Source organism: Pseudoalteromonas piscicida, assembly GCF_002744175.1.
In the GTDB taxonomy this organism is placed as follows: Bacteria; Pseudomonadota; Gammaproteobacteria; order Enterobacterales; family Alteromonadaceae; genus Pseudoalteromonas; species Pseudoalteromonas piscicida_B.
The window spans coordinates 1-26,846 of record NZ_NKHF01000072.1 but is presented as its reverse complement, the minus strand read 5'-3'; the positions used below and the strand labels follow the sequence as shown (position 1 = coordinate 26,846).

Sequence of the window (26,846 nt, the reverse complement as noted above, 5' to 3'; positions counted from 1 at the left end):
CTTTGCAAAGCAATCAAAGCCATCTATTTACCCCTTTTTTAAAACACCATTTTCATTGTATTCAGTTTGACCCTGATAGTTACACTGACCAGTCATTTGATCAGCATAACATCTTACTACCCACGTCTTTAGAAAAAGCTGTTGCGAAAAGAAGAGCAGAGTTTCTAGCAGGAAGAGTGTGTGCCAATGCCTGTTTAACGCCGCTAGGCCATGGTGGCTTTCCTGTACTAAATGGCTCTGATCGCGCACCAATTTGGCCAACCCATACTATTGCCAGTATCACTCACACCCGAGGTATCGCAGCGGCAATCGCCACCAGTGACAGGATGATAAAGGGGTTGGGCATTGATATTGAGCGAGATATGAAGCCCAAGCAAGAAGTCGAGCTCCAACGTCAAATTTTACATTCAGATGAAGTGAACATATTTAATCAATTCGCAAAAACCGTACATTGCCCGTTGACCGTTATTTTCTCGGCAAAAGAAAGCATTTATAAAGCACTCTACGGCACCGTAAATCGCTTTTTTGGTTTTGATGCAGTAAAGCTGAGCCACTTCGATGATCAGGTATTGTCCTTTACCCTTATGGAAACCTTGCACGAACAGTTGGTTGCAGGTCAAGTAGTCCAAGTGTTTTATCAATGTAAAATGGGGCTAGTACTCACTGAGTGTGAATATAGAAAAACCCAAGCCTAGAAACAAGAAACGCCCTAATGGGCGCTTCAAATGATTTTCTTTACTGAAATACAACATTTTCACTGCCAGCAGCGGCTTTAAAGCGTTCAATTAGCTTCTCGCAGTCTTTCAGAATGTCCGCTTCTAAACGCTCTTCAGCACGCCAGCGCTGACTGTCCATTTTAAAAATCTCTTTTTTAGAGTATTTTTTACGAGCATCGTGAGTTGGCATTTCATTCACTTCGTCATACATCTGATAAACGCCAGGATAAGTCTGCTGTAAGTCCACATCCTCATCAAAGCTGTACTGTGAAATCAATACCCAAACACGCAGGCACCCTTCTGAATACTCACACTGCTTTTCTTTCATTGCGCGAGCTATCAAATTCACACTATCAGCAATTTTTTCGTTGCGCTTCTGACGAGATACTTCTAGCTCAGCGGCTTTTTTCTCGCGATATTTAGCAATCTGCTCTTTTTGTACCTTCAGTTGCCAAAGTAATTTACCAGCATAAAACGCCAGTCCAGCAATAATCAGGGCACCAATAATGATTGCGATGATCCATGCAGTATTCATTACTTATCTTCTTCCTCAAAGTCGTCATCTAGCCATTCGTTTGCTAAATCATTACTCATAAACTGATCCATTGGATCATTTTCTAGCATATCGCCTTCTTCAAATTCATCATCAATGCCCAACAGTTCACACAACTCTTGGTGACGCGCGATACCACGGTTAAAGTATTTCGCATCTTTGCCAGTGAGTAGTTCCCCTCTTTCATGACGTTCTAGTAATGCCATTAGGCGCTCGTCATTTTCGAGTTGCTCTAGTTCTTGCTCCGGCGTGAGCGTCTCTTTCGCGCTACTTAACTGAACTTGCGGCTGCAGGTGACGTTTCATTTCGGGCTGTGTGTTTTCTTTCACCGGCTTAGGCTCAGGAGTTAAAGCGATTGGCTTTTTACTTCCCACGCGAGGATCTTTATTGCTGGTTGTATTTGCCTGTTCTTTTACCAAGGTGTCAGGCGCATTTCTAGATCCAGGCTTTTTGCCTTTGGTTTTTTTGTTGCGCATTTCTTTTAGCGCGCGCAACTCTTGCAACTTTTCTTTACTCAACCTAGGAGTACCATTGGCTGCAATCTTACGTGTCTTTTTCTTTCTGGTCATATTCGATTATCCAAAACTCTCGCGTTCATTACGCTTGGTGAGAATGATGACATCATTCCCAATAAATTCTAAATCACAATCCTGCTGTGCTGCAAAGAACACAAAGCTTTTCTGACTAAAAAACGAAATATGCGTCAAGTCATTCTTATAATGCCAGTGCGCAAATCGCGATTGGTCTATGACCAATTTAGTCATCAAGGCGAGTGGCTTCCCGGGCTTTAACAGTGCTAATAATTGCAGTAATACTTGCCTAGGTTTGGCTAAGTGCTCAACCACTTCGGTACTAACAATAAAATCATAGCGCTGCATCAGTACGTCGGGGTTATTAGCATAATATAGGTCAAATAACGCAACTTGATGCCCTGCTTCTTCCAGCATTTTTGCAAGTAAAGGGCCGGGCCCACAACCAAAATCTAACCCTTTGCTAGGCGCAGCCAAACGAGCTAAAAGTGGCTCAGCTACTCTGGTCAGAAAACGGCGATAGCCTTCATCTTCTAAATCATTTTCATGACTATCATAAATGGCCTTTTCTTGCTCAGGCGTCAGTCGCGACTTAGGGTCGACCATAACTAGCTGACAAGTTTGGCACTGCCAGTAACGTCGATGCTTGTCTTGATGATAGGCTTCAAGCTGCTTACCTAAACACAGGCCACAACTTAATGATGGAGTTGAATCTTGCAATGGTTAACTGTGATTGCTTAATAAGACGGCTATTGTATCAGGTATGCCAAAAGCAACCAAATAAAAAGGCGGCAGAGATTGCTCTCTACCGCCTACTAATCTGAGCGTCACAACTGGACACTTCTCCCTTCGACTTTTAAGTCTTATTATTATTTTTGTTATTTATTGTCGTCCGTATTGTTTTTATTTTAGACTTCCGTGACATTTTCCGTATTGTTATTGTTATGAGACTTCCATGAATTTCTTTTTCTCGGTCTTCCTAACGCTTTCTTGATAATCCTTTGTATCTATCTAGATACTTAATCTTGCCACCTACGCTTCCGTATCGAATTGTCCCTTTTTTTGTATTGCTTGGCGACAACGAATAATCTACGCTCCTGAGCTTGAGTTACAACTGTTTAATAACAATTTTCTTACCTTAATTTTTTTTGTGGAAAAGAAAAAACATTGATTACATAAACTTACGCTGAATAAAAACTTAAAAATAAGCCAAAACTCACAAATAGCTCAAGACAATATCTCACAGCAAAGGTGAGAGATATCTCACAAACTTAAACACAAAAAAAGGCAGCCGATGCTGCCCTTTTTACAATAGTACGAGTTTACACTGAGTGATATAAACTCAATATACTACTTTAGTGTAAGCCACCTAAATACTTAGATAATACTTCGATGTCTTTGTCGGTAAGCTTCTTAGCGATATCACGCATCATACCATTCATGTCATTGTTGCGAGTGCCATCACGGAACTTTTCAAGCTGTGATTTAATGTACTCAGGGTGCTGGAATGACACTTTAGGGAACTTAGCTAGAGAAGTACCGTTACCACGCGGGCCGTGACATGCCGCACATGCTGGGATACCGCGCTCTGCATCGCCTGCTTTATATAGCTGTTGTCCTACTTCAATTACGTCTTCAGGTGTAGTGCCTGCAGACATAGGTAATGAAGAGAAGTATGCAGCTAAGTCTTTCATATCTTGATCTGAAAGTGGCATTGCCATTCCACTCATCACAGGGTCCATGCGCCCTTCTTTACCACCAGAAGTCATACCTAGCTTAAACTCTTGTAGCTGCTTGTAGATATAATCCGCGTGCTGACCTGCGATTTTTGGATACATAGTCACAGGGGCATTGCCATCTGGACCGTGACATGCTGCACACGTTGCAGATTTTGCTTTACCTGCTTCTGCGTCACCATCGAATGCCGATGCGTTGCTTGCTGACAACGTACCAAGCAACATTGTTAAAGTTAATGCTATTTTTTTCATGGTAAATTCTCTGTTTCCGACCCTGTAATTTGCACCCATGCGAACAAAGTCGCTCTCTTTATTGCCTGGGCAAATAATACCAATCAGTACTAAATTTAGGTTGTTATCTTAATCAGATGAATCATACATGCAATACTCAGCAATAATAACGCCAAACAGCACCGATCCACCTAAATATGCCTTGTTCAGTAGTGACTACTGATAGGTATACTCTTTAGATTGACATTGCAATTCATACATTCTACACGATATTACTTTCTCTGGCACGTTTTCTGCCCATATTAAGCTTATAATTTATAGGGATTTGACCTAGATTAATTATTATAGGGGCGTCACTGCGCCTCATTTGCATCAAAAGCAGCGTTTAGAACAATTCTCGCAATGCTTTTGGTTTCCGCCATACTGTTATAAAATACGCAATTCAATCCGCGAAAGTTTAATCAGTTAGGAGTCAGCGTGCTAAAATCTCGCGTTAAATACAATCAGGCACAATTTATTACCAGTGCCCCAGATATCAGTAAACTGCCACCAGACACTGGAATTGAAGTGGCTTTTGCGGGCCGTTCTAATGCGGGTAAGTCCAGCGCACTCAATACATTAACCGATCAAAAGCTAGCGCGTACCAGTAAAACTCCAGGCCGTACACAGCTTATCAATACTTTTTCCCTTGGCGAAGATCAGCGCCTTATTGATTTGCCGGGGTATGGCTTTGCAAAAGTACCACTCGAGATGAAAAAGAAGTGGCAAAAAGCCTTAGGTGACTATCTACAACGTCGTAAATGTTTGAAAGGCATCGTGGTGTTAATGGATATTCGCCACCCCCTTAAAGATCTCGATATGGATTTGATCCACTGGGCCACAAGCAGTGATATTCCAGTATTAGCGCTGCTGACTAAAGCAGACAAGCTAAAGCAAGGTAAGCGTAAAGCGGAAGTGCTTCAGGTACGTCGTGCACTATCAGAAATTGATGGTGATATTACCGTGCATGCGTTTTCCTCTTTGAAAGGAATAGGATTAAATGAACTCGCATGGAAGTTAGATGAATGGTATCTAGGTCCTTTCGTTAAAGAAGTTAAAGAAGAGACCGAGTAACACAGTATACCGCTTGATGATGGCGCGCTTATCCGAGATAAAAGCGCGTCTTTGCCGAACTCAGATAAAAGCCTTTTTCATCTTCTTTTAATAACTCAGCCCATTGATAATAGACATTCCTTGAGATCCTAGCTGTGAGCCCATAATTTAACCGCAGAAATGGGATCAAATGACCATCCACTCGCTCTAGCGCCAACGGAAAGCGGTTACATATTGGCCACTGACGATCTAGATTGTCTGTCGCGATGATACAGGGCGACAAATCAGCACTTTCGGCTTTATCACAATAATGCCACTGCGTGATAATAAATGGATGCGCCTCGACCTCAACTTCGCAACTCTCCGCTGGAGTTTTCAACCAAAACTGCTTGCCATCAAAACTCAATACACTCGCAAACAGTGCTATAAGCGGCTTCCTCTTGATTTCTGTACCTTGATGAAACCAGCGGCCATCAGCGGTGATTTTAATCTCGGAAAAGCCACACGAGGGCGCCGACCAAGTTTCTGTCGGCGCATGAGTCGTGACATACTGTGCGATTAATGCATCAATTTTGCTCATCAAATACCAAGTTAAAGCTAACTGGCACACTGGTCGCTATCGATTTTAACCCTGCAATTTCCCTTAGCGCTTCTATTCCCGTATCGAGGCCAAACTGCTTAGCATCTAAAATAAAGGCGCTGATTGGTGTTACGACTAACCCAGTGGCACTTTTTGTTACTAATAAGTCTAGATTGATCTTCTGGATCTGACCATGCAACGTTAGGGTCGCGGTCACGTCATAGATTTTCTGAGTACCAGGCTTTAGCTTAGCTAAAATTTCGGATACATCAGCATTGATCTTTGCTTGAGGATGCTGAGCTACATGGAACAGCATTTTTTTCATACGCTCGTTGCGAATAGGGATCATGGTTTCAACACTTGCAAGATCAATGTTGATCTCCAATTCACCTTGGCCCGACAATGCACCATCTATTGCTTTAAAATGATGAACTTCTGCTACGCTCGACTGTTTTACAGAGACAAAACTTACATCACTTTGCTGCTGATTAAATTGCCACGCAGCAAACGCCTGAGAAGAAATAAGAGCACTACCTAAAAGAAGGTACTTAAGCATGACGACTTCCTTATTAAATGAAAATGAGAGTAATACCATATTGTCTTAATACTTGCTCAATTTGAGACAACAAATCAGACGCTAACTACCCTAAAAAATTTCTTATTTAGAACAATTAAATTTTGCCGTGCCTACATAGATGTTACTACTTCGGCGTGAGCAGGATACGGTAACTGGATTACCGACAAGATTTTCTCGCCTCAAAATAGATCACTTAATTAAGCAAATAGGTATCAGTTGCATTTGAACGCACAGTGTAAAACGCAGTTCAAATTAAATAAACCTTTAATCGAATAACTCATGGTTCAGACTGAATACAATGCTTGAGATAAAGATAAAGTGGTTCAAAGAAGAAAAAGACGGCTCGTAAAAATTACGAGCCGCTATAGCAATCTGGGGAGAAGCTATCAATACACTGTATCCTCTTGCGAGAGATACATCATCAACAGGATGTCCTACAGGATGAGGACGGCGCGAACTCTATCAAATAGACGTCCAGAAATAAACACCAAAAAGCAAAACTTAAGCCAATTTGATAAACTTTCAACGATAAATTATTTTTTGTTACCCAAGATTAACAGAGGCTACAATTTAAAGACGTTATACAGCAAGTGCTTACTCGCTAACCTATGTTAAGCGAGCGGTATTTTTGAATCTGCACCGGCTGAATAGCCGGTGCGAAATGGACAATAATCTCGTTTTTGTTCCTTTGAGTTAGTGCGCTTGCTCCCAGTTGTCTCCACTATCGGCTTCAACCAATAATGGTACATCCAGCTTCGCAGCTTCACTCATTAGTTCACAAATCTTTTCACTGTATTCAGTGACTTTGTCACTGTGTACTTCAAACACCAATTCATCGTGCACTTGCATCAATAACTGGATATCATCACTGCTGCACGTTTGTAGCCACTCATCTACTTTAATCATCGCTTTTTTGATGATGTCAGCAGCAGTACCTTGCATCGGTGCATTAATTGCGGCACGCTCAGCGGCCTTTCTACGAGCACCATTACGCGCTTTAATATCAGGTAAATAGAGACGGCGCCCGAATAAAGTTTCCACATACCCTTTCTCTGCAGCTTCCTCACGAGTGCGCTCCATATATTCTAGCACTCCAGGGAAACGCTCAAAGTAAGTATCCATATAATGCTGTGCTTCATGTCTAGGAATGTCTAGCTGGCGCGATAGGCCAAATGCACTCATACCATAGATCAAACCAAAGTTAACGGCTTTGGCTTTGCGGCGCATATCCGAGGTTACCTCTTCTAGCGGTACAGAGAAAACCTCTGACGCAGTTGCACTGTGTACATCTTTTCCTTCTGCGAAGGCGGTCAACAACCCTTTGTCCTGTGACAAGTGAGCCATGATCCTCAACTCGATTTGGCTGTAGTCAGCAGCAACAATTTGTTTATTGGTGTCGGCAACAAATGCTTGTCGGATACGGCGACCAGCTTCGTTTCGGATCGGAATATTTTGTAAGTTAGGATCGCTAGAGCTCAAGCGTCCAGTAGCAGTTACCGCTTGATGATAAGAAGTATGGACACGCCCAGTATCAGCATTGACCAACTTAGGAAGTTTATCGGTATAGGTGGACTTTAGTTTGGATAAACCACGGTGCTCAATAATCAGCTTTGGCAGTGGATAATCATGGGCCAACTCTTGCAGAACCTCTTCTGCGGTGGAAGGAGCGCCTTTTGGCGTTTTCTTGATCACCGGTAGCGCCAGCTTGTCGAACAATATCGCCTGTAATTGCTTAGTTGAACTAAGATTAAATTCTTCACCTGCAATATCAAAAGCTTGCTGTTCCAATTCTCCTAAACGCTTTTCTATCTCAACACTTTGCTTCGCAAGCATATCACCATCAATGTGTACGCCAGTCCGCTCGATGCGAGACAAAACGCTCAACAGCGGCAGTTCGATCTCAGTGAAAACCTGCTTTAAGCTATTTTCTTTTTCAATTAACGGCCAAAGATGTTGATGTAGCCTTAGGGTAATATCAGCGTCTTCCGCAGCGTAAGGAGCGGCTTTTTCCAACTCAATTTGGTTAAAGGTCAACTGGTTCTTACCTTTACCCGCAATGTCTTCAAAGCTGATTGTTTTATGGCCTAAGTATTTTAGCGCCAGCGAGTCCATATCGTGACGCGTGCCTACACTATTAAATACATATGATTCCAGCATAGTGTCAAAAGCGATACCATCAAGCGTAAGACCTGCTCGAGCAAGTACACTTTGATCGTATTTTAAGTTCTGCCCAACTTTTTTGATCTCAGGATCGGCCAACAGTGGTGCCATCACATCAAACACAACTTGCTGTGACAATTGTTCAGGTGCCCCCACATAATCATGGCAAATTGGCAAGTACGCTGCTTCTCCAGGTGCAACCGCGAAACTCATGCCAACTAAATCCGCTTGCATGTAGTTCACACTGGTGGTCTCCGTATCAAAAGCGACCAGATCTGCGGCGCTGAGTTTTGCGGCCCACTCATCTAATTGCGCTTTTGTGAGGATCGTCTCATATTGTGTTTCCACTTGCGCCGCAGCAGGCGCAGATCCCTCGGCTTCAACATTAACAATATCAGCCTGTTGCTGACCATCTAATAGCTCTGCTAACCAACGCTTAAACTCACATTGACCATACAGCTCAATCAAACGATCTTTATCCATCTCAGCGATCTTAAACGCTTCTAGATCTTGCTCTACCTCGCAATCAAGCTTAATTGTAGCCAGCTCGTACGAGAGTTTCAGTTGCTCTTGGTGCGCTTCCAGTTTCTTCGCCATGGTTTTTGCGCCACGGAAGCCTAAATCAGCGATCTTATCCAAATTCTGATATAAAGAATCAATGGATCCAAGCCCTTGCAACATAGCTAATGCTGTTTTTTCACCGACGCCAGGAACGCCCGGAATATTATCGACTTTATCTCCCATTAAGGCGAGGTAATCGATTATTAGCTCAGGGCCAATGCCAAACTTATCGACAACACCTTCAGGGTCTAAAATGGTATTGGTCATCGTATTGATCAAAGTAACGTGCTCATTAACCAATTGCGCCATGTCTTTATCGCCAGTACTTATCAACACATGGCGGCTTTGCTCAGCAGCAATTCTAGAAAATGTGCCGATCACATCATCAGCTTCTACACCACTGATGCTAACAAGCGGTAGGCCCATTGCTTTGATAATCTCATGGATCGGTTCGATTTGCGTTCTAAGATCATCCGGCATCGGTGGACGGTGCGCTTTATACTCACTGTACATTTCATTGCGAAAAGTAGGCCCTTTCGCATCAAAGACTACTACCATATGACTTGGCTGGTATTGTTTAAGCAAGCTCTTCAGCATATTGATCACGCCATAGATCGCGCCTGTTGCTTCGCCTTTGGAATTAGTTAAATGTGGCGGCGCATGATAAGCACGAAATAAATAGGAAGAACCATCAACCAAGATCAACGGATTTTGAGGGATCTGAGACATAAATATTGGATCCTAAATTAGTCATATGTGGAGTAGAGTGTAAGGATGCCACAAGGCACAAAATAAAACGAGTTTCACGTTAGCTCTGTTGTGGGCTAATTTCGGCCTTACCTGTGGATAACTTTGTAGACAAACAGGAAAAATCGCTTCGGAACTTTGATTAGAAAGTCGAAGTACGTAGCAAAACATTGATTTACTTGCGTTTTTTTAGCTTTTCTTGTTGTTATTATCTTTAGCCATTTGTGGATAAAGAATTTTTTTAGTCACGCACTACTGTCTAGGTGAGTAAAAAATAGCCTGTTTTTCTCAAGCGGAGGAGTATACTAACACAATTGATCAAAGATCATAGAAGATCCTTTATAATTTTTTAATCCGTGTATAATTCTTTTTATGCATATAGCACGTATAACGAGACATTGAAGGGAGTAATGAATGAAGAAAATAGCGGTAATTTTAAGTGGCTGTGGTGTATTTGATGGCGCTGAGATCCATGAATCTGTATTAACACTACTTAACCTCGAAAAACTTGGGGCAAGTTATCAGTGCTTTGCACCTAATATTGATCAATTTCACGTTATCAATCACCTTACCGGTGACACTCAAAATGAACGTCGCAACGTGCTGGTAGAAGCTGCACGCATTGCTAGAGGAGAAGTCGCAGATCTTGACACTCTTAACGCTGATGAGTTTGATGCATTAGTGTTACCGGGCGGTTTTGGGGTGGCGAAAAACCTCTCTGATTTTGCTTTTAAAGGGGCAGACTCAACGATACTAGAAAGCGTAAAGGTCGCATGTAGTGCCTTTAGCCGTCAGCAAAAACCGATTGCCTACCTATGCATAGCCCCTGCGTTGATCCCACATATTCACGCTCCAGGCACTCTTGCAACTATTGGTTCTGATGCTGATACCGCCGCGGCGATCAACACCCTAGGCGCTAAGCATGTTGAGTGCAAAGTAACAGAGATTGTGGTTGATGAGAATGAGAAAGTGATCTCTACGCCTGCATATATGTTGGCTTCATCAGTGCTTGAAGCTGCCACCGGCATTGAAAAAGCCATCATCAAGCTAATTGAAATGGCTTAATGTTAAACCGGTTACACTTTGACTTCGTATCAAAGTAATAACTATTGAGACGTGACAAGCGAAGCCGAGGTACACACCTGCGGCTTTACATTTTGCGAATTTAGGCAAAAAAGCTTGCCCTAACGCAATAAATTAATGGTTTTAACCATTTATACTCAAGTTTACGTTTTATAAATGAACAGGTGGCGTTATAATCCCAATAATTCCGTCATCCATCATCGTGATTGAACACGTTCAAACGAAGTGAGCAAGGTAAATGAAAAAACTTTCAGCAGCACTTTTATTGCTATCAACAGCCGCAGTTGCGCAACCATACGACAATTCTTTAACTGAAGAAGCGATCAAACAACGTCTTCAGCCTATCGGCTCAGTATATTTAGCTGGTGCAGAAAGTGCGGCCGACGCTAAACCAGCGGGTCCTCGCTCTGGCGAGCAAGTTTATCAAGCAGCGTGTTTTGCCTGTCACGGCACAGGTGCACTAGGTGCGCCAAAAACAGCTGACGACTGGGCTCCTCGTCTTGCAAAAGGCAATGACGTATTACTAGACCACGCAATTAATGGCTTTAATGCAATGCCACCTCGTGGTACTTGTATGGATTGTTCTGATGATGAAATCGCGGCTGCGATTGACTTTATGACGAAAAAATAAGTATTAAGCCAACGACTCTATTTTAGTGGAAATATTTGTTCAAAGTGCAGCGTAAAACGCTGCACTTTTGTCTTTAAAGTGACGTCATTAAACGCAGCATTCAACATCAAAACAACCCGCGCACTTAAGCGTACTAGAATGAGTAAATTGCACTTGACCGCCTCGGCTAAAAGTGAAACTATTAAGCTCAATAATTAAACAAAAATAAGAACTGGTTTCGTCATTGGAAGAGCCACTACAACAGGTTGAGAGATTATCTCGGCGAACCGCCAGATTAGAGTCTTTACTCGAAAAGTACAAAAGAAAGTCTCAACTGCAATACACATTAATTCAACTATCAGAACAGGCTAGCACTGTTGCTGAGCTTACCCTGTTGTATCCTGCAATTCACAATATTCTATCGCAATACCTGCCTAGCAAGAGCTTTTATGTGGTCTTGCAAAATCGTTTTACCCAAGCTTTGGAGCTGTCTTATTTTGTTGATGAAAAAGACGGTGTTTCTATACCTTTACATGAAGCCCACCATTTTAAAGATGGCGTCACAGGGTTTGTCTTTAAAACTGGTGAAACCGTTTACCTAACCAAAGAAGACATGCTGTCACGAGCTCAAAACGGTGAGTTTAAAATATTAGGCAGCCAAGCAGAGCATTGGGTTGGCGTCCCCATCTATCGTGATGGCGCAATCATTGGGGTCATGGTGTCACAAAGCTACCAAGCAGAACAAGCTTATAGCGATCACCAAGTAGAATTGCTCGAAGTGATGTCTTTATATTTGGCCACTGCAATAGAGCGGGTAAAGAAACGAGAGTTACTAGAATCAGAAGTAAAGATCCGTACCCGAGCGCTGATGCAAAGTAACGAAGCACTGAACAAAGAAATAGACAACCGCAAACGCGCCCTCGAGAGACAGCAGATCTTATTCAAAATATCAGAGTTAGCAACACAGTTCTCTGATATTGACGACGTATACCAGCAAGTTCACGACATTATTCGTTCTATTACTTTTGCGGATAATCTCTATATCGCATTATATGATAAAGAAAATGACTGGTTAACTTTCCCATATAGCGTCGATGAAAAAACCAGTTATAAAACCAGACCTTTTGCAAAAGGTTACAGTGAACTGGTGATCCGTACCGAACAAAGCCAATTAATCGACTGTACTCGGGCTAAAGCGCTAGCCGCAGAAGGTACGGTAGAGCGACCTAAGGGTTACGATCACAAATTATCGGCAACTAGCTGGCTCGGTGCCCCCTTAAAAACAGCAACAGGAGTAATAGGGCTCATTGCTTGTCAGGCCTATGATCATAAATATGAGTTCGATTATGACGACGTTGAGCTAATTTCTTTTGTGTCTAATCAAATAGCATCTGTACTACAGACGCATTTGGCTAATCAGGCATTAAAGATCAGTCACCAGCAGCTAGAACATAGGGTGGCTGAAAAAACCAAAGAATTACAACAAGCAAATTTGCATTTGCAAATGCAAATGGAAGAGCGCAAAAAGATAGAGCAACAGCTTTACCATGATGCCCATCATGATTCACTGACAGGTTTGCCTAATCGCAGCTTATTCTTGACTCAACTTGAGAAAACCCTAAAAAAGCATCATAGATATCCCGAAGATAATTTTGCTGTTCTGTTTATCGATTTAGATAAATTTAAGGACATAAATGATGAACTAGGCCATCAGGCGGGAGATCAGTTTTTAGTATGGGTCGCCCAGTCTTTCTCTGAATGTATTCGAGAGCACGACTTGTTAGCTCGACTTGCGGGGGATGAATTTGTGGTGCTTCTCGATCACTTAACCGATCGCCAACAAGCTGAAGATGTCGCTAAGCGGATCATTAAAGTGATGCAGCAACCCTTTTGTTTAAAAGGGGTATGCATGCAAAGCGGCGCGAGTATCGGTATTACCTATAGCAATAAACTTTATCGCAATACCGACGAGATTATTAGGGATGCGGACGCGGCAATGTATTACGCCAAAAATGCAGGCCGTGGTCGTTATGAGTTTTATCATCCCTTACTCACTGCCAGCTCGAATGCACAAAAACAGCAAGAGCAGCATCACCTAGATAAACTACCAACGCATTTCCGTTGTACGGAAATCGTGAATCTGTCTGATAATGCCGAACCCATCGGGTTTATAGAAGCATTTGGTGAACACCCAGTACTTGGCAGTACAAGCTTTGATATTTTGAAAAAGTTTGCAGCAGAAAAACCTCAACACCTAGAAATAGAGCTGCACCTACTCAACAGAGCGCAAGAGATTGCCAACAATCGTGAAGAAGACATCCTCTTTGGCTGCTCAACCATGCTGCTGGAAAACAATCACTTTGATGCACTCAAGCAGCAGCTTAAAAGGCAAGATAAGGCGCTTTGTTTACTATTTGAAGAGAGTGAAATTCGATTTGCCTCTAGCCAGCAGATCCTTAACCTCAGAGCGCTAACTGAAATGGGTATCCCTATTGGCCTTAATAATTTTGGGAAAGATCGCTGTGATCTCACGCTGATCAGTCAAGTTGATTTTACCTACGTACTGCTAAGCTCGACGTTTAGTAAACGTGTACTACAACAGACTAGCTACGAGGTTCAACTACAAGGAATTATCGCGGTCACTAAGGTGAAGAATATCAAGGTTATTGCTCGTGGTCCGGCAATATTAAACTTTAGAAGTTTATTGGAAAAGCATGGGTTACAGCTATTTTTTGGCAAGCAACAAGCTTTAGATAAAGACCGTGATATAACAACCTTTATCCAAAGCTACGACAACGAATCAATCCCGTCTTAGCATTGCACGTAAATTCGCAACGTTAGACTTACCCTTTTCCATTCGCTCGGCCTGTGTCGCCACAGGCTTTTTCCCCTCTATTTGTAGGTCGTCTTGTGGCAATTCTTGCACAAAGCGGCTTAACTCAGGGGTGATCTGCTCACCGAATTGACGGCGACTCTTGGTATAGGTCAATGTTAACGTTTGCTGGGCTCGAGTGATCCCAACATATGCCAAGCGCCTTTCTTCTTCAACATTATCTTCGTCGATACTGGTTTGGTGCGGCAATAATCCTTCTTCCATTCCTACCATAAATACATGTGGGTATTCGAGGCCTTTGGAGGCATGTAAGGTAAGTAGCTGTACGGCGTCAGAATCATCCTCTTCCTCATTACGTTCTAGCATATCTCTGAGCGTGAGTTTGCTAACCACCTCGGGAAGCGTCATCGCTGGATTATCCGCATCGCCGGTAAGCATATCGCTGATCCAACGATATAACTCCGAGACATTTTTCATTCGCATTTCAGCTGCTTTAGCGCTGGGTGATGACTCATACAAATAGGCTTCGTAATTAATCTCTCGGATCATATCCTTAACGGCTTCTAGCGTATCACCACGTGTGGCGCGATCAGCAAGTTCAACAACCCAACGAGCGAAGCCCATCAACGCATTCAAGCCACGTCCTGCCAATCGTTCAGCCAGTTCGGTCTCGAAGCATGCTGCAAATAAACTGATGTGACGCTCGTTTGCAAAACTACCAAGCTTTTCTAGCGTTACCGGCCCAATTTCACGTCTTGGCGTATTCACTATGCGTAAAAACGCATTGTCATCATCCTGATTCACCAAAAATCGTAAATACGCCATGATGTCTTTAATTTCACTGCGTGCAAAGAAAGACATCCCGCCACTGATTTTATAAGGAATGCGGTTAGTCATTAACGCTTTTTCAAACACTCGAGCTTGATGGTTACCACGATATAACAAAGCATAGTCACGATAGCTCGTTCGCTTCATAAATTTATGCGAAATAATCTCGGCAACCACACGCTCAGCTTCATGTTCTTCATCACGAGTCGCTATCACGCGGATCGGATCACCATATCCCAGCTCACTAAACAGTTGTTTATCAAACTCATGGGGGTTGTTGGCAATAAGAATGTTGGCCGCTTTTAAGATCCGTCCTGCACTGCGGTAGTTTTGTTCTAATTTGATCAGCCGTAAACCAGGAAAGTCCTTGCTTAGAAGTACAAGGTTTTGCGGCTTAGCGCCACGCCACGAATAGATAGACTGGTCATCATCTCCTACCACAGTGAAACGCGCTCGCTCCCCCACCAACAATTTAACCAGTTGATATTGGCTAGTGTTGGTATCTTGATACTCATCCACCAGCAAATACCGGAAACGCTGCTGCCAACGTTCTCTCACTTCTACCGACTGATTTAATAACAAGGTTGGGATCATGATCAGATCATCAAAATCCAACGCATTATAAGCACGAAGCTGAGTTTGATAACGCGCATAAAGTTGTGCAAATAGTGCTTTTTGTGGCTCTTTTGCTTCTCGGATGGCGCGTTCTGGAAGAATAAGCTCATTCTTCCAATTACCAATCTGCATTTTTAGCAAATTGAGCAAATCTTTATCACGCTCCAGTTCTTTTTCCGTCAGCTCACTTAGCAACTGGTTGGTATCTTGATCATCAAATAAGGAAAAACCCGGCTTGTAGCCCAACGTTTTTACTTCCTTTTTAATGATTTCTAAGCCCAGAGTATGAAAAGTAGAAACCCACAACCCTTTTGCTTCTTGCTTGCCTAGAGTTTGCGCCACACGCTCACGCATTTCTTTTGCGGCTTTGTTAGTAAAGGTTACCGCTGCGATATTTTTTGCCTTGTATTCGCACTGCTGTACCAAATAGGCAATTTTATTAGTAATAACGCGGGTTTTACCTGATCCCGCCCCTGCCAATACAAGGCATGGGCCACTAATATACTTTACTGCTTCGTCTTGTTTTGGGTTGAGCTTCATGCAACTAATCCGGTTATCTTCTCGCTTGGCACAGGGTTGGCAACAACTATCAGTGCTGAGGGGTTGAGGAATTCTTATAAACTAAGCCTGCTAGTTTACCGTATCAATGTAAAACTATGAAGCGAACCTTTTCCCCCTCTCGTGCATAAGGTAAGATGGGGCTTGTATACTGACTCCCAAGCTAAGGTAAGAAAATGATTAACCCAGCCAAAATTGAAGAAATTGCCAAACAAATTTCCAGCAATATGCCACAAGGTGTCAAGAACCTTGCTGAAACGTTTGAAGCCAGAACTAAGCAAGCTATTCAAAGCAAGTTATCAGAAATGGACTTTGTCAGCAGAGAAGAATTCGATATTCAAAGCAAAGTGTTGATCCGTACACGTGAAAAGTTGGTAGAGCTTGAAGAAAAAGTAGCCCAACTTGAAGCCCAGCTAGCCGATCAACACACTGACGCACAAGAGTAATTAAAGTCACGCGGCCCAAGGGCCTGTTGATCTTTCAAGTTTGTTTTTGCAGCACTTTGATTGCCATTTATACAAAGCAAAGTCTGTGTAGCATAGTTATTCTATGTGAGTCAGGCGATAAAAACTTTGTGCTCCTGCAAAGTCACCTTACCCCACCTCCTTGTGGGGCAACGCAGTAGAAATGCCAATCAAGCGCTGCCCTTTGGGTTCCCTTGACTGCGCTTTGTTCATTGTTGCTCAACTTTTGCTTAGATTACTAGGCGCCAAGTCGAGCGCCCCTAGCAATAGCGCTGATTCACACCGAGCAATGATTTCTCGTAGCATAGCGACAGTTGCTCCATGTCCTCCACCGCATTAACAACTTCATTTAACAGCCCATCGGCAAGACCATAGACCCAACCATGAACCGTCAATTGTTGACCTCTCAACCACGCATCCTGCACGATATTACTCTGACAAACATTACGTACTTGCTCAATCACGTTAAGCTCACATAATGCCGCACACTGTTGTTGCTCAGCGACTCGTTCAATAATAGCCTGATGCTTCTCTTTGACATCCGCAACATGGCGGAGCCAATTATCAATCAATCCAAATTTGGCATTATCTAATACAGCTTGTACACCACCGCAGCCATAATGCCCAACAACCATAATATGATCGACTTTTAGGACCTCAACCGCATATTGCATTACCGACAAACAGTTATGATCTGTGTGTACGACCACATTTGCCACATTACGATGCACAAATAACTCTCCCGGCATTAAATCAACAATCTCATTCGCCGGCACGCGAGAGTCTGAACAACCGATCCATAAATAATCTGGGTTTTGCTGCTCAGATAGCTTCTTAAAAAAATCAGGATCACTGGCATTGGTGCGATCCGCCCACAACTTATTATTATCGAGTAAATGACTCAGTGGGCTTTGGCTTGTGTTACACATTAATGGCTCTCCGGCTGATAGTCAGCCTGTATCAAAATATTCCTTGGGGTGAGTGACTTTTCGCAAAAAGTGCTAAGTGAAACATCATACCCAGCTGCCTGCAGATATAAAACCCTATCCAGGACCAACCAGATCTCAATGGCACGACGGAACAAGTGCCGAACGAGCTCTATTCTGTCGGTCACTTGCTTTCTTTCTCGACCAATACGCTCGTATTTATCAAAATCAATATTCACAGGTAAAGTGAGCTGCTTTTGCGCTGCAGCCCAATCACAAAACTCGCTAAACGCGCCGGAAAATATTGCTTTATTTACCGAGGGAACACTGAGGTAATGGTTATCTCCTTGTAGCTCCCTTCTTAAGGCGTCAAAGCCCAAGCGCCAACTCACTTCTTTTTTACGGATTTCGGCAACTCTTCCAGGTGCAGTCACTGTTTCTTGTAAAGCCAACTTCATATCATGATGAGACAAATTCAGAGGGCTAGATTGAGCCTCTTCACTCATTGCCTCATACAATGGCGGCGTAAAAAGGTGGTAACAGCAAGGAGAAAGCGATAGCTTTTTCATGCCATTCTCGACCGCTTGGCGCATAAATACACGATGCAATTCACCACATGCGTGCAACGCAATTCCATGGCGGTTTTCAACAAAGTGGTGATGAATATCGTCTTTCAATACATCAGCACAATGAAAGTGAAGGTTTAGGTCTTGTCGCTTTGCGCTCTCTTCTCCTTGGCGGCATAGATCAGCTTGTAGCTCAATACTATTCACTTCTGGGGCACCATGATATGCCAGCATACGACCCAAGTGACCTTTACCTGCACACCACTCAAGCACAGAAGCTTTGGTCTCGTTAATGGCTGCAACAAAATCTTGCAACTGCTCAAGCTTGCGACCTTTAATGCCATTACTTAACCAAAAAGGTAACTCATCCCGATGGCCTTGTATCCTTGGAAGTGCACAAAGAGCATGAAGCTCCTCGAGCTCAGGAATAACCCCTTTAAAAAAATCACGATGAGCTTGAGGGTCGTTGTCTAACGCACACACCGCACTATCACTAAGTTGCTGTAACTGGGGCGCTAAGTGTGACCAAGGTATCGTTAGATGTTCAAATGCAACGATCTGCCAATATTGGCGAGTATCAAAAAGTAATTTATCTAAGCGTTGGAATCGCGTACTTGGGTTCACAATGGCCACAGTTGTCTGGGAAACAATAGGCTTATTCTAGCGTAAATGTTGATGATGTTTACGAGAAAAAATCAGGTGAATATACATAGGAATGCAAACTACCGTCAAAATAGCTGCAATTATCAGCACCCAAGACCATGAAACCTGTTCATGCTTCACCTGTGAATAAATGAAATCGTCTTTATGCTCATGAAACTGGTTTAAATCTAAATGGTACAACTGTGCTATCCACTGCCATTTTGCCGTCGACATTTTTCCGATCGGAATACCGGCCACCTTAATAAACTCACTGAGTTTTTCAGCTTCGAATGCCAGCTGCTCTAACGATTTATGGGTGGCATATTGCGCTTTAGTCACTGCCAATGACTCTTCTAAATGTAACATTGCATATCGCCACCCTTTCAAACTGGCTCTACGAAATCGCTTAACCAATTCTGGGCGGTTTTCTAATACGGTTTCAGTTGTGAATAACACGTCCGCATAAACATTGAGACCAAACTGCTTGGGGCAAATCTCTCTGGTTTCAACGCCTTGCTGTTGCACTATGTAAGGTTCATTGGTGCTATAGACTTGCATTGCATCAAACTTACCGGCAATAAAATCCTGTAATGGATCACTCCCCGAATATAACCGCATGTTTTCTGTACTGACCCCAGCGCGTTGCAGCATCATCAACAACTCACCGTTTTCGGTATGACCTAGGTGACTCAGTCGCTTGCCTTGAAAGTCTCGCGGCACATAAATATTACTATCGGCCTTAACCATCCAACAATAAGGAGAAGATTGTAATAATGCCGCAAGCGCTACAAACGGTTTCCCTTCGAGACGCTGTTTAAGTAAACCAGAGTGAAACACACCAAACTGTGCTTGGCCATATAAAACACGAAAATCAGCATTAGGATTATTTGGATCAGCTGGGACAATAACAACGTCGAGCCCCTCTTCTTGATAAAAGCCTTTTTCTTTTGCCATATAATATCCAGCAAATTGGAACTGATGCGTCCACTTTAACTGAAACGTTACTTTCTCAAGAGCCTGTATTTGCGTGTTGAACACGAGAAGCAATAACACTGCAAAACACTTAGACATTATGTCCTTATTTTTTATTAGCTAATAATGGCTAACTATAGTTGATGAGCAGCAGCCTGCCATGGCAATCCGTGTGATTTCAAAAACCAGTACAAGCAAGTATCTTATTATACTCTTTGTACTGTACAATTTTTGAAATGCGCTCCGAGCACATTTTTAATATGGTGATGAATTTGCTCTCGACTTCCTTTGCACATAATGTCGTAACCATTACTGTTGTTTTTCTCTATTAGCCCAAGGTAGTTTTTACCGATCGCGATAGACTCAACACGCTCTACCGGTATTGTTATCTTCCCCGTGCCATAGGAGAGCATCAATGTGTTTCCATCCTTAGTTAATAGTGCCTCTAGCCTTTGGTTACCATATCCACCACCGCTGAGCATCAGAGCCAATATTGTTATTAAACAAGCAGTTGAAAAGAAGGTTTCACCTTGAATACCAGGCAATAGTATCACCAGCATTACGTACAAGCCCACCAGTAACATCAGCCTCTTTACTAGCATCATCCATTTATGTTTGGTTTTATTGGACTGCATAACTACTCCACTTTTTAATACCAAATGTATTAAGTAAATGCGCTATTTGAAGCACAGAAATAGCGTTAGTCGCTAGGCAAAAAATTTGCTATTTAGTTGTGCTAAATGAGAAATTTTGAACGACGCTAATATGCTATTTCATCCTTCAAATTGATTAGAGAATTAATTCAATTGGTATAACTAGCGCACTAGATTACCTAAGTGTTGAGGATAACGCAGCTCCCCCCACTCTGTACACGCCAAACTACCGACGTCCATGTTTAACCAGCTTTTTGTTTTTGTAACGGCTCACCATATAAGAAACGAGCGAAACACGGGTTATCAGTTTCCTCTTGAAATTGGTAAGCCAGCTTTGCCAAATGCTCGTCAAACCGTTCGTAATCTCCAGTCTCTACCTCAAATGCAGCGAGTACATTACCTTGTGCCGCACCATGATTACGGTAATGGAATAATGTAATGTTCCAATTGCTACCTAACATTTCTAAGAAGCGTGCCAAAGCCCCCGGATATTCTGGAAACTCGAAACGTAACAAGCGTTCATTCATGACCGTAGGCGGCTTACCACCCACCATATATCTAACATGAAGCTTTGCCAGTTCGTTGTCGGATAAGTCATCAAACTGATAACCATTGCTATGTAGTGAGGCGGTAAGCTCGTCTAATTCTTGCTGCCCATTTCTTAGCCCCACCCCTACAAAAATTTGCGCAGCACCTGGGCCGGCATAGCGATAGTTAAACTCAGTGATTGCTCGTCCCCCCAAAGAATGGCAAAAGCGTTTAAAACTGCCTTTTTCTTCAGCAATACTCACACCGAGCAATGCCTCGTGTTTGGCACCTAGTGCTGTTCTTTCAGCGATATACCTCAACCTGTCAAAGTTTAAGTTAGCACCTGACAAGATAGCAGCGACACTGAGACCCTTTTCACCTGTTTGTGCGAGCCACTTTTTTAACCCCGCTGTCGATAATGCTCCAGAGGGCTCCGCAGTCGCTCGAGTCTCAACAAAGATATCTTGCACAGCAGCACAAATTTCATCGGCGCTAACCGTGACAACTTCATCACAAAATTTTTGTGCTAAGCGAAAGGTTTCTGTACCAATCAGCTTCACCGCGACACCGTCTGCAAAACCGCCCACTCGTTCCAGTTCTACGGGCTCTCCCGCTTCAAGAGCGGCTTTAAGACAGGCACTGTCTTGTGCCTCAACACCGATGATACGAATGTCTGGTCTAAGTGACTTTAAGTACACTGCCATTCCCGCTAGCAAACCACCACCACCAACCGGAATAAACACCACATCTAATTCATCGAGTTGCTGAATTAATTCTCGAGCAACAGTGCCTTGACCAATAATGACGTCTTTATCATCAAATGGAGGGACAAATACACCTTGCTGCTCTTCACAAAGGTTTAACGCGTATTGCTTTGCCGCATCAAAGTGATGACCGTGTAAAATCACTTCTCCACCCAGTTTACGAACAGCGTTGACCTTGATCTCTGGTGTGGTCACCGGCATCACAATGGTCGCGTGCTGACCTAGATGCGTGGCGCTCAATGCAACCCCTTGAGCATGATTACCCGCAGAAGCCGTATACACCCGAGACCCTTTTGGCAATTGACGTAGCTTATTATAAGCACCACGTAATTTGAACGAGTATACCGGTTGCTGATCTTCTCTTTTCAACCAAATTTGGTTACCCAACTGGGCTGACATTTGCGTTAATTGGTTGACCTGTGTCACCTCAACCAATGGCGCCACATTCGCTTGAATGATGGCCCTGAAGTAATCAAGCTCTTGGGAAACCATCGCTAGCTTAACTCCTCTAATTTTTGCAAGTCGCGTACTGCGCCTTTATCAGCGCTGGTTGCCAGTAATGCATAAGCCTTGAGTGCGGGGCTCACATAACGTTCTCTGTTCAGTGGTTTGTACGCATCTTTACCGCGAGCAAGTTGTTTTTCGTGGCGCAATGCCAGTTCGGTTTCATCGAGTTTAACGTCGATGCTGCGGTTATAGATGTCGATAGCAACAATGTCTCCACTTTCAACTAGTGCTAACGTGCCACCACTAGCAGCTTCTGGTGACGCGTGACCAATAGACAACCCTGAAGTCCCACCAGAAAAGCGACCGTCGGTCAGTAGAGCACAGTCTTTATCCAGCCCCATAGATTTCAGGTAGCTAGTTGGATAAAGCATCTCCTGCATACCCGGCCCACCTTTAGGCCCTTCATAGCGGATGATCACTACATCGCCCTTGTTAACCTGGCCACCTAAGATCCCCGCTACAGCGTCGTCTTGAGATTCAAAGACCACAGCTGGCCCTGTAAAGCGCAGCATCTCATCGGCGACACCTGCACTTTTCACAATGCAGCCATCGGGTGCTAAGTTACCTTTCAATACCGCGAGCCCCCCATCTTGTCTAAAGGCATGTTCGATGGAGCGAATACAGCCCTCTTCACGGTCTAGATCCAACGTATCCCAGCGATATTCTTGACTCATGGCTTGAGTCGTGCGGATCCCTGCAGGCCCTGCACGATAGAAAGTTTGTGCTCGTTCATTATCACTGTCAGCTGCATTCCAACGTGCAATAACTTCACCTAAGTTTCCGCCGGCAACATGGCCAACGGACAAGTCCAATTTATCACCTCTGGCAAGCTCATTAAGAATCGCCATAATACCGCCCGCTCGGTGGACATCTTCAATGTGATACTGCTGTGTTGCTGGTGCGACTTTGCATAAAAATGGGGTGCTACGAGACAAACGGTCTATGTCATTCATATCAAAATCGACAAATCCTTCTTGTGCTGCCGCCAATAAGTGCAACACGGTATTGGATGATCCACCCATCGCAATATCTAGTGTCATTGCATTCATAAAAGCAGCTTGATTTGCAATATTGCGTGGCAACACTTGTTCATTGTCTTTGCCATAATATTCATCACACAAAGCCATGATCCGCTTTGCGGCTCCCAAATAAAGTTGATGGCGATCTTTGTGTGTCGCCAGCGTAGTACCATTACCCGGCAACGCTAAACCTAGCGCTTCTAATAAACAGTTCATAGAATTGGCTGTAAACATACCAGAGCATGAGCCACAAGTAGGACAGGCTGAGCGCTCTACTTGTTCAGAGTCTTCATCACTCACCGTTGGATCTGCTCCCTTAACCATGGCGTCAACTAGGTCAAGCTTAAGGTCAATATCTGCAAGGCGTGTTTTGCCTGCTTCCATAGGTCCGCCAGAAACAAAGATCACTGGAATATTTAACCGCAGTGCAGCCAATAACATACCTGGAGTGATTTTATCGCAGTTCGAAATACACACCATGGCGTCGGCGCAGTGGGCGTTCACCATATATTCAACGGAGTCTGCGATCAGATCTCGCGACGGTAACGAGTAGAGCATGCCACCGTGACCCATGGCGATGCCATCATCAATTGCTATGGTATTAAACTCTCTTGGCACACCGCCGGCTTCTGTGATCGCATCCGCCATTAATGCACTGAGTTGGTTGAGGTGAACATGACCCGGAACAAACTGGGTATATGAATTCACGACCGCGACGATCGGTTTATGGAAGTCGCCATCGGTCATTCCCGTAGCTCGCCATAGAGCACGAGCGCCCGCGCGCTGTCTGCCCTCTGTAGTTGTTTTACTCCGTAATTTAGCCATGTTTCACCTTTTTCTCGGTTTTCCGAGTTCCTCATTCCCACAATTTACAATGCTTTTTGGTCAGGGCACTTGCCCTGCTATCAAGTTACTTACTCGTTTATATACTCTAACCAGCCATTTTCATCATCGGCTTGGCCTTTTACTAGCGCGAAATACGCTTGCTGCAACTCTTCCGTAATTGGGCCACGACCGCCGTTGCCAACTGGAATTTTATCTACGCTACGTACAGGAACCACTTCTGCGGCAGTCCCCACCATGAAGAATTCATCTGCCAGATACAACGCTTCACGCGCAATTGGCTCTTCACGTACTTCATAACCACGCTGTCTTGCCAAATGAATAATCGTGTCACGCGTCAAACCAGGTAGAATACATGCTGTGGTTGGCGGGGTGTACAGCACGCCTTTTTTCACCACAAATAAGTTTTCACCAGCGCCTTCACTTAAGTAACCATTGACGTCCAGTGCAATCCCTTCAACATAACCGTTACGCTTAGCTTCTCCTGAAATAAGCTGTGACGATAAATAGTTACCACCTGCTTTTGCCGCTGTTGGCATAGTATTCGGAGCTAAACGACTCCAAGAAGAGACACAGACATCAACCCCTTGCGCCAATCCTTCCTCACCGAGATAAGCCCCCCACTCCATCGCTGCAACAGTCATATCTGCAAGATGCGATTTTGGGTTTAGCCCAAGCCCAACATGCCCTAAAAATGCGAATGGACGAAGGTAAGCATTAGTGAAGTTATTCGCTCGGATAGTCTCTTTACACGCTTCAATCACTTCTTCTTTAGTGTAAGGAATTTCCATTCGATAGATTTTCGCGGAATCAAATAAGCGCTGAATGTGATCCGTTAAACGGAAAACCGCAGGGCCATTCGGTGTGTCATAGGCACGGATCCCTTCAAAAACTGAGCTACCATAATGCAAAGCATGACTAAGCACATGTGTTGTTGCTTCAAAGTAAGGAACCATTTCACCGTTGTGCCAAATTAGTTCAGATGTTTGTGTCATTATTTACTACCTTAATTCTTTTAAATTGCCTGTTGCTGTAGTGTGGTGTGCAAATCAACCGCTTGCACTTCCACTAGCTTACTCAGTTGTGAGGTTAATAAATAGATAGGTTTGTCACTATCTACGGTCATTTTGACGTGGAATAAGTCATCTTGACCTTGTAATTCCAAATTTGTTAAACGAAATCCGCGATGTCTGGCCACGCGAAGAAAGCGCTCCACTGCGATACTTTGTTGTTTTACTGCAACGGTTAAATGGTGTCTCATGAAAAACTCTCCGTCATCATTTCATCATTGGCAGCACCCGGTGGAACTAGCGGCCATACGTTTTCTTTATCGTCTATACATGCATGCAGAATATAGGGCCCTTCAGCGTTAACTAATGCGTCAATGGCATCATCTACTTGATTTGCATGGGTGATTGTTTGTCCTGGTATACCAAATACGGCAGCCAGAGAGACAAAGTCTGGATTATCGGAAAGGTCGGTTTCGCTATAGCGACCTTCAAAAAAGAGTTGCTGCCACTGCCTAACCATACCCAATCTTTGGTTATCTAATATTAGTATCTTGACCGGAAGGTTATTACGACGGATGGTCGCCAACTCCTGAATATTCATCATGATTGAACCATCGCCAGAGACCGTAATAACGGTATCATCAGGGCGCGCTATCTGTGCGCCAATCGCTGCTGGCAGGCCAAATCCCATGGTTCCGGCGCCACCACTACTTAAGTGATTGCTTGGGTGGCTAAACTTCATGTGTTGAGCAACCCACATTTGGTGTTGACCAACATCGCAGCATACAACGGCGGTATTCGGTAGTTTTTGGCTGAGTTGATTCAATAAATACGGTGCAAATACTTTTTCGCCTGGGTAATCATAACGCCAGGCATGTTTACGCTGTAATGAAGTGATGCTATTCAACCATTGAGGATCGGTAACAACACACTCGAGTTGCGGTAGTGACTGTTTAAGGTCGGCGATCAGTGATGCTGCCGCTGGCTTTCGCTTGCCTATTTCCGCAGGGTCGATGTCTAAATGGATCACCTTTGCACCTGCGGCAAACTTTGCCAAATTCCCAGTTACGCGGTCATCAAATCGCGCACCGATACACACCAACAAGTCACATTGTTGAACCGCTAAGTTCGCAGCTTGCGTGCCATGCATGCCAAGCATACCTAGGTCATAATCGTAATCTGGTAATACGCTACCCAACGCCTTCAGAGTTGATACCGCTGGCATGTGGGTCTTCTCTAAAAATTGCATTAATTGAGATTGCGCATCAGCGTTATGAACGCCCCCTCCAATGTAAGCGACGGGCCTTTTTGCTTCACACAGTAGTTGATTCGCTTTTTCAACCTCAGCTTGAGACAACCTTGGCTGCTGCTCTTGAGGTGCAGCAAAAGGATGAAAAGGAACTTTAGCGAGTTGAATATCTTTGGGAATATCCACCAATACTGGACCTGGACGGCCAGATTGAGCAAGGTACATTGCTTCTTGCAACACTTCGGCTAATTCGTCTGCTCGCTCAACCATATAACTGTGCTTTGTACAGGATAAAGACATTCCCAGTACATCCACTTCTTGAAACGCATCCGAGCCGATAGCAGCCGTTGGTACTTGACCTGTGATGGCAACGAGCGGCACTGAATCCATCATCGCATCGGCAAGGGCAGTGATAAGGTTAGTGGCTCCGGGTCCTGAGGTGGCAAAACATACACCTAATTTTCCAGTACTTCGAGCGTAACCCACCGCGGCAAACCCTGCGCCTTGCTCATGTCGAGTCAAATAATGCTTAACTGGCGCACCATACAAAGCGTCGTAAATTGGCATGATCGCTCCACCTGGGTAACCAAATACGTGTTTAACGCCTTGTTCTTCTAGCACCTTGATAACAAGTTGTGCGCCGGTTGTTGAATTGCTCATGATCTGCTCTCAGTTGCCTTTTTTGCCCTAAAA

The 26,846-nt window shown here is 43.8% G+C and carries 23 protein-coding genes; 6 read left to right on the top strand and 17 right to left on the bottom strand.

Features of this window, described 5'->3' with window-relative positions; translation table 11 throughout:
* Positions 1 to 2: 2 nt before the first annotated feature.
* On the top strand, positions 3 to 695 hold the full coding sequence (locus tag CEX98_RS15585; protein WP_099642962.1) for a 4'-phosphopantetheinyl transferase family protein: 693 nt from the start codon (positions 3 to 5) through the stop codon (positions 693 to 695).
* Between the two features lie 40 nt (positions 696 to 735).
* Here CEX98_RS15585 and CEX98_RS15580 read toward each other — a convergent pair whose 3' ends face one another.
* The 4 genes from CEX98_RS15580 to CEX98_RS15565 all read right to left on the bottom strand — a co-directional run bounded on the left by CEX98_RS15580 (position 736) and on the right by CEX98_RS15565 (position 3,787).
* A complete protein-coding gene (locus CEX98_RS15580) occupies positions 736 to 1,251 on the bottom strand; it encodes a DUF2489 domain-containing protein (RefSeq protein ID WP_099642961.1) in 516 nt (171 codons plus the stop codon).
* A complete protein-coding gene (yihI, locus tag CEX98_RS15575) occupies positions 1,251 to 1,838 on the bottom strand; it encodes a Der GTPase-activating protein YihI (RefSeq protein WP_099642960.1) in 588 nt (195 codons plus the stop codon). Before yihI ends, CEX98_RS15580 begins: the two co-directional genes overlap by 1 nt.
* Before the next feature lie 6 nt (positions 1,839 to 1,844).
* Positions 1,845 to 2,519 (bottom strand): class I SAM-dependent methyltransferase, encoded by a 675-nt coding sequence (locus tag CEX98_RS15570; RefSeq protein ID WP_099642959.1) that lies wholly within the window; start codon positions 2,517 to 2,519, stop codon positions 1,845 to 1,847.
* A gap of 635 nt (positions 2,520 to 3,154) precedes the next feature.
* The gene (locus CEX98_RS15565; RefSeq protein ID WP_099642958.1) at positions 3,155 to 3,787 is read right to left on the bottom strand and encodes a c-type cytochrome; all 633 of its coding nucleotides are present in this window, start codon (positions 3,785 to 3,787) and stop codon (positions 3,155 to 3,157) included.
* Positions 3,788 to 4,243: 456 nt separating this feature from the next.
* On the opposite strand from CEX98_RS15565, the gene yihA reads away from it, so the two are divergent.
* Positions 4,244 to 4,879 carry a ribosome biogenesis GTP-binding protein YihA/YsxC gene (gene yihA, locus CEX98_RS15560; RefSeq protein WP_099642957.1) on the top strand — a complete coding sequence of 212 codons (636 nt, stop codon included), beginning with the start codon at positions 4,244 to 4,246 and terminating at the stop codon, positions 4,877 to 4,879.
* Between the two features lie 28 nt (positions 4,880 to 4,907).
* On the opposite strand, the gene CEX98_RS15555 is transcribed toward yihA, so the two are convergent.
* The 3 genes from CEX98_RS15555 to polA form a co-directional block, all read right to left on the bottom strand.
* Positions 4,908 to 5,438, bottom strand: coding sequence for a DUF1285 domain-containing protein (locus CEX98_RS15555; RefSeq protein WP_099642956.1), 531 nt, complete (start codon positions 5,436 to 5,438; stop codon positions 4,908 to 4,910).
* Positions 5,425 to 5,994, bottom strand: coding sequence for a YceI family protein (locus CEX98_RS15550; RefSeq protein ID WP_099642955.1), 570 nt, complete (start codon positions 5,992 to 5,994; stop codon positions 5,425 to 5,427). The genes CEX98_RS15555 and CEX98_RS15550 overlap by 14 nt, the downstream gene beginning before the upstream one ends.
* A gap of 714 nt (positions 5,995 to 6,708) precedes the next feature.
* Positions 6,709 to 9,465, bottom strand: a complete 2,757-nt coding sequence (polA, locus tag CEX98_RS15545) for a DNA polymerase I (protein ID WP_099642954.1) — start codon at positions 9,463 to 9,465, stop codon at positions 6,709 to 6,711.
* Between the two features lie 432 nt (positions 9,466 to 9,897).
* On the opposite strand from polA, the gene elbB reads away from it, so the two are divergent.
* From elbB to CEX98_RS15530, 3 genes are all read left to right on the top strand, one after another.
* Entirely contained in the window at positions 9,898 to 10,548 is a 651-nt protein-coding gene (gene elbB, locus CEX98_RS15540; protein ID WP_099642953.1) for an isoprenoid biosynthesis glyoxalase ElbB, read from the top strand.
* A 256-nt stretch (positions 10,549 to 10,804) separates the two neighbouring features.
* Complete coding sequence (locus tag CEX98_RS15535) at positions 10,805 to 11,197, top strand: c-type cytochrome (protein WP_099642952.1); 393 nt, start codon at positions 10,805 to 10,807, stop codon at positions 11,195 to 11,197.
* A gap of 223 nt (positions 11,198 to 11,420) precedes the next feature.
* A complete protein-coding gene (locus CEX98_RS15530; RefSeq protein ID WP_099642951.1) occupies positions 11,421 to 13,991 on the top strand; it encodes a bifunctional diguanylate cyclase/phosphodiesterase in 2,571 nt (856 codons plus the stop codon).
* Here the strand turns inward: CEX98_RS15530 and rep are convergent.
* Positions 13,977 to 15,992: a DNA helicase Rep gene (gene rep / locus CEX98_RS15525; RefSeq protein WP_099642950.1), complete on the bottom strand. Its 2,016-nt coding sequence runs from the start codon at positions 15,990 to 15,992 to the stop codon at positions 13,977 to 13,979. The genes CEX98_RS15530 and rep overlap by 15 nt on opposite strands.
* A gap of 194 nt (positions 15,993 to 16,186) precedes the next feature.
* Here rep and ubiK point away from each other — a divergent pair, with 194 nt between their 5' ends.
* On the top strand, positions 16,187 to 16,456 hold the full coding sequence (gene ubiK, locus CEX98_RS15520; RefSeq protein ID WP_099642949.1) for a ubiquinone biosynthesis accessory factor UbiK: 270 nt from the start codon (positions 16,187 to 16,189) through the stop codon (positions 16,454 to 16,456).
* A gap of 278 nt (positions 16,457 to 16,734) precedes the next feature.
* Here ubiK and can read toward each other — a convergent pair whose 3' ends face one another.
* The 9 genes from can to ilvG form a co-directional block, all read right to left on the bottom strand.
* Positions 16,735 to 17,403 carry a carbonate dehydratase gene (gene can, locus CEX98_RS15515; protein ID WP_099642948.1) on the bottom strand — a complete coding sequence of 223 codons (669 nt, stop codon included), beginning with the start codon at positions 17,401 to 17,403 and terminating at the stop codon, positions 16,735 to 16,737.
* The gene (locus CEX98_RS15510) at positions 17,403 to 18,599 is read right to left on the bottom strand and encodes a methyltransferase (RefSeq protein ID WP_099642947.1); all 1,197 of its coding nucleotides are present in this window, start codon (positions 18,597 to 18,599) and stop codon (positions 17,403 to 17,405) included. Before CEX98_RS15510 ends, can begins: the two co-directional genes overlap by 1 nt.
* A 27-nt stretch (positions 18,600 to 18,626) precedes the next feature.
* A complete protein-coding gene (locus CEX98_RS15505; protein ID WP_099642946.1) occupies positions 18,627 to 19,679 on the bottom strand; it encodes an ABC transporter substrate-binding protein in 1,053 nt (350 codons plus the stop codon).
* 107 nt (positions 19,680 to 19,786) lie between these two features.
* The gene (locus CEX98_RS15500) at positions 19,787 to 20,215 is read right to left on the bottom strand and encodes a hypothetical protein (protein ID WP_099642945.1); all 429 of its coding nucleotides are present in this window, start codon (positions 20,213 to 20,215) and stop codon (positions 19,787 to 19,789) included.
* A gap of 260 nt (positions 20,216 to 20,475) precedes the next feature.
* Positions 20,476 to 22,017: a threonine ammonia-lyase, biosynthetic gene (gene ilvA / locus CEX98_RS15495; RefSeq protein WP_099642944.1), complete on the bottom strand. Its 1,542-nt coding sequence runs from the start codon at positions 22,015 to 22,017 to the stop codon at positions 20,476 to 20,478.
* Positions 22,018 to 22,019: 2 nt separating this feature from the next.
* Positions 22,020 to 23,876: a dihydroxy-acid dehydratase gene (ilvD, locus tag CEX98_RS15490; protein WP_099642943.1), complete on the bottom strand. Its 1,857-nt coding sequence runs from the start codon at positions 23,874 to 23,876 to the stop codon at positions 22,020 to 22,022.
* Positions 23,877 to 23,965: 89 nt separating this feature from the next.
* On the bottom strand, positions 23,966 to 24,889 hold the full coding sequence (locus CEX98_RS15485; RefSeq protein ID WP_099642942.1) for a branched-chain amino acid transaminase: 924 nt from the start codon (positions 24,887 to 24,889) through the stop codon (positions 23,966 to 23,968).
* Positions 24,890 to 24,909: 20 nt separating this feature from the next.
* Positions 24,910 to 25,155 (bottom strand): acetolactate synthase 2 small subunit, encoded by a 246-nt coding sequence (gene ilvM / locus CEX98_RS15480; RefSeq protein ID WP_099642941.1) that lies wholly within the window; start codon positions 25,153 to 25,155, stop codon positions 24,910 to 24,912.
* The gene (gene ilvG, locus CEX98_RS15475; RefSeq protein WP_099642940.1) at positions 25,152 to 26,813 is read right to left on the bottom strand and encodes an acetolactate synthase 2 catalytic subunit; all 1,662 of its coding nucleotides are present in this window, start codon (positions 26,811 to 26,813) and stop codon (positions 25,152 to 25,154) included. Before ilvG ends, ilvM begins: the two co-directional genes overlap by 4 nt.
* Positions 26,814 to 26,846: the final 33 nt, after the last annotated feature.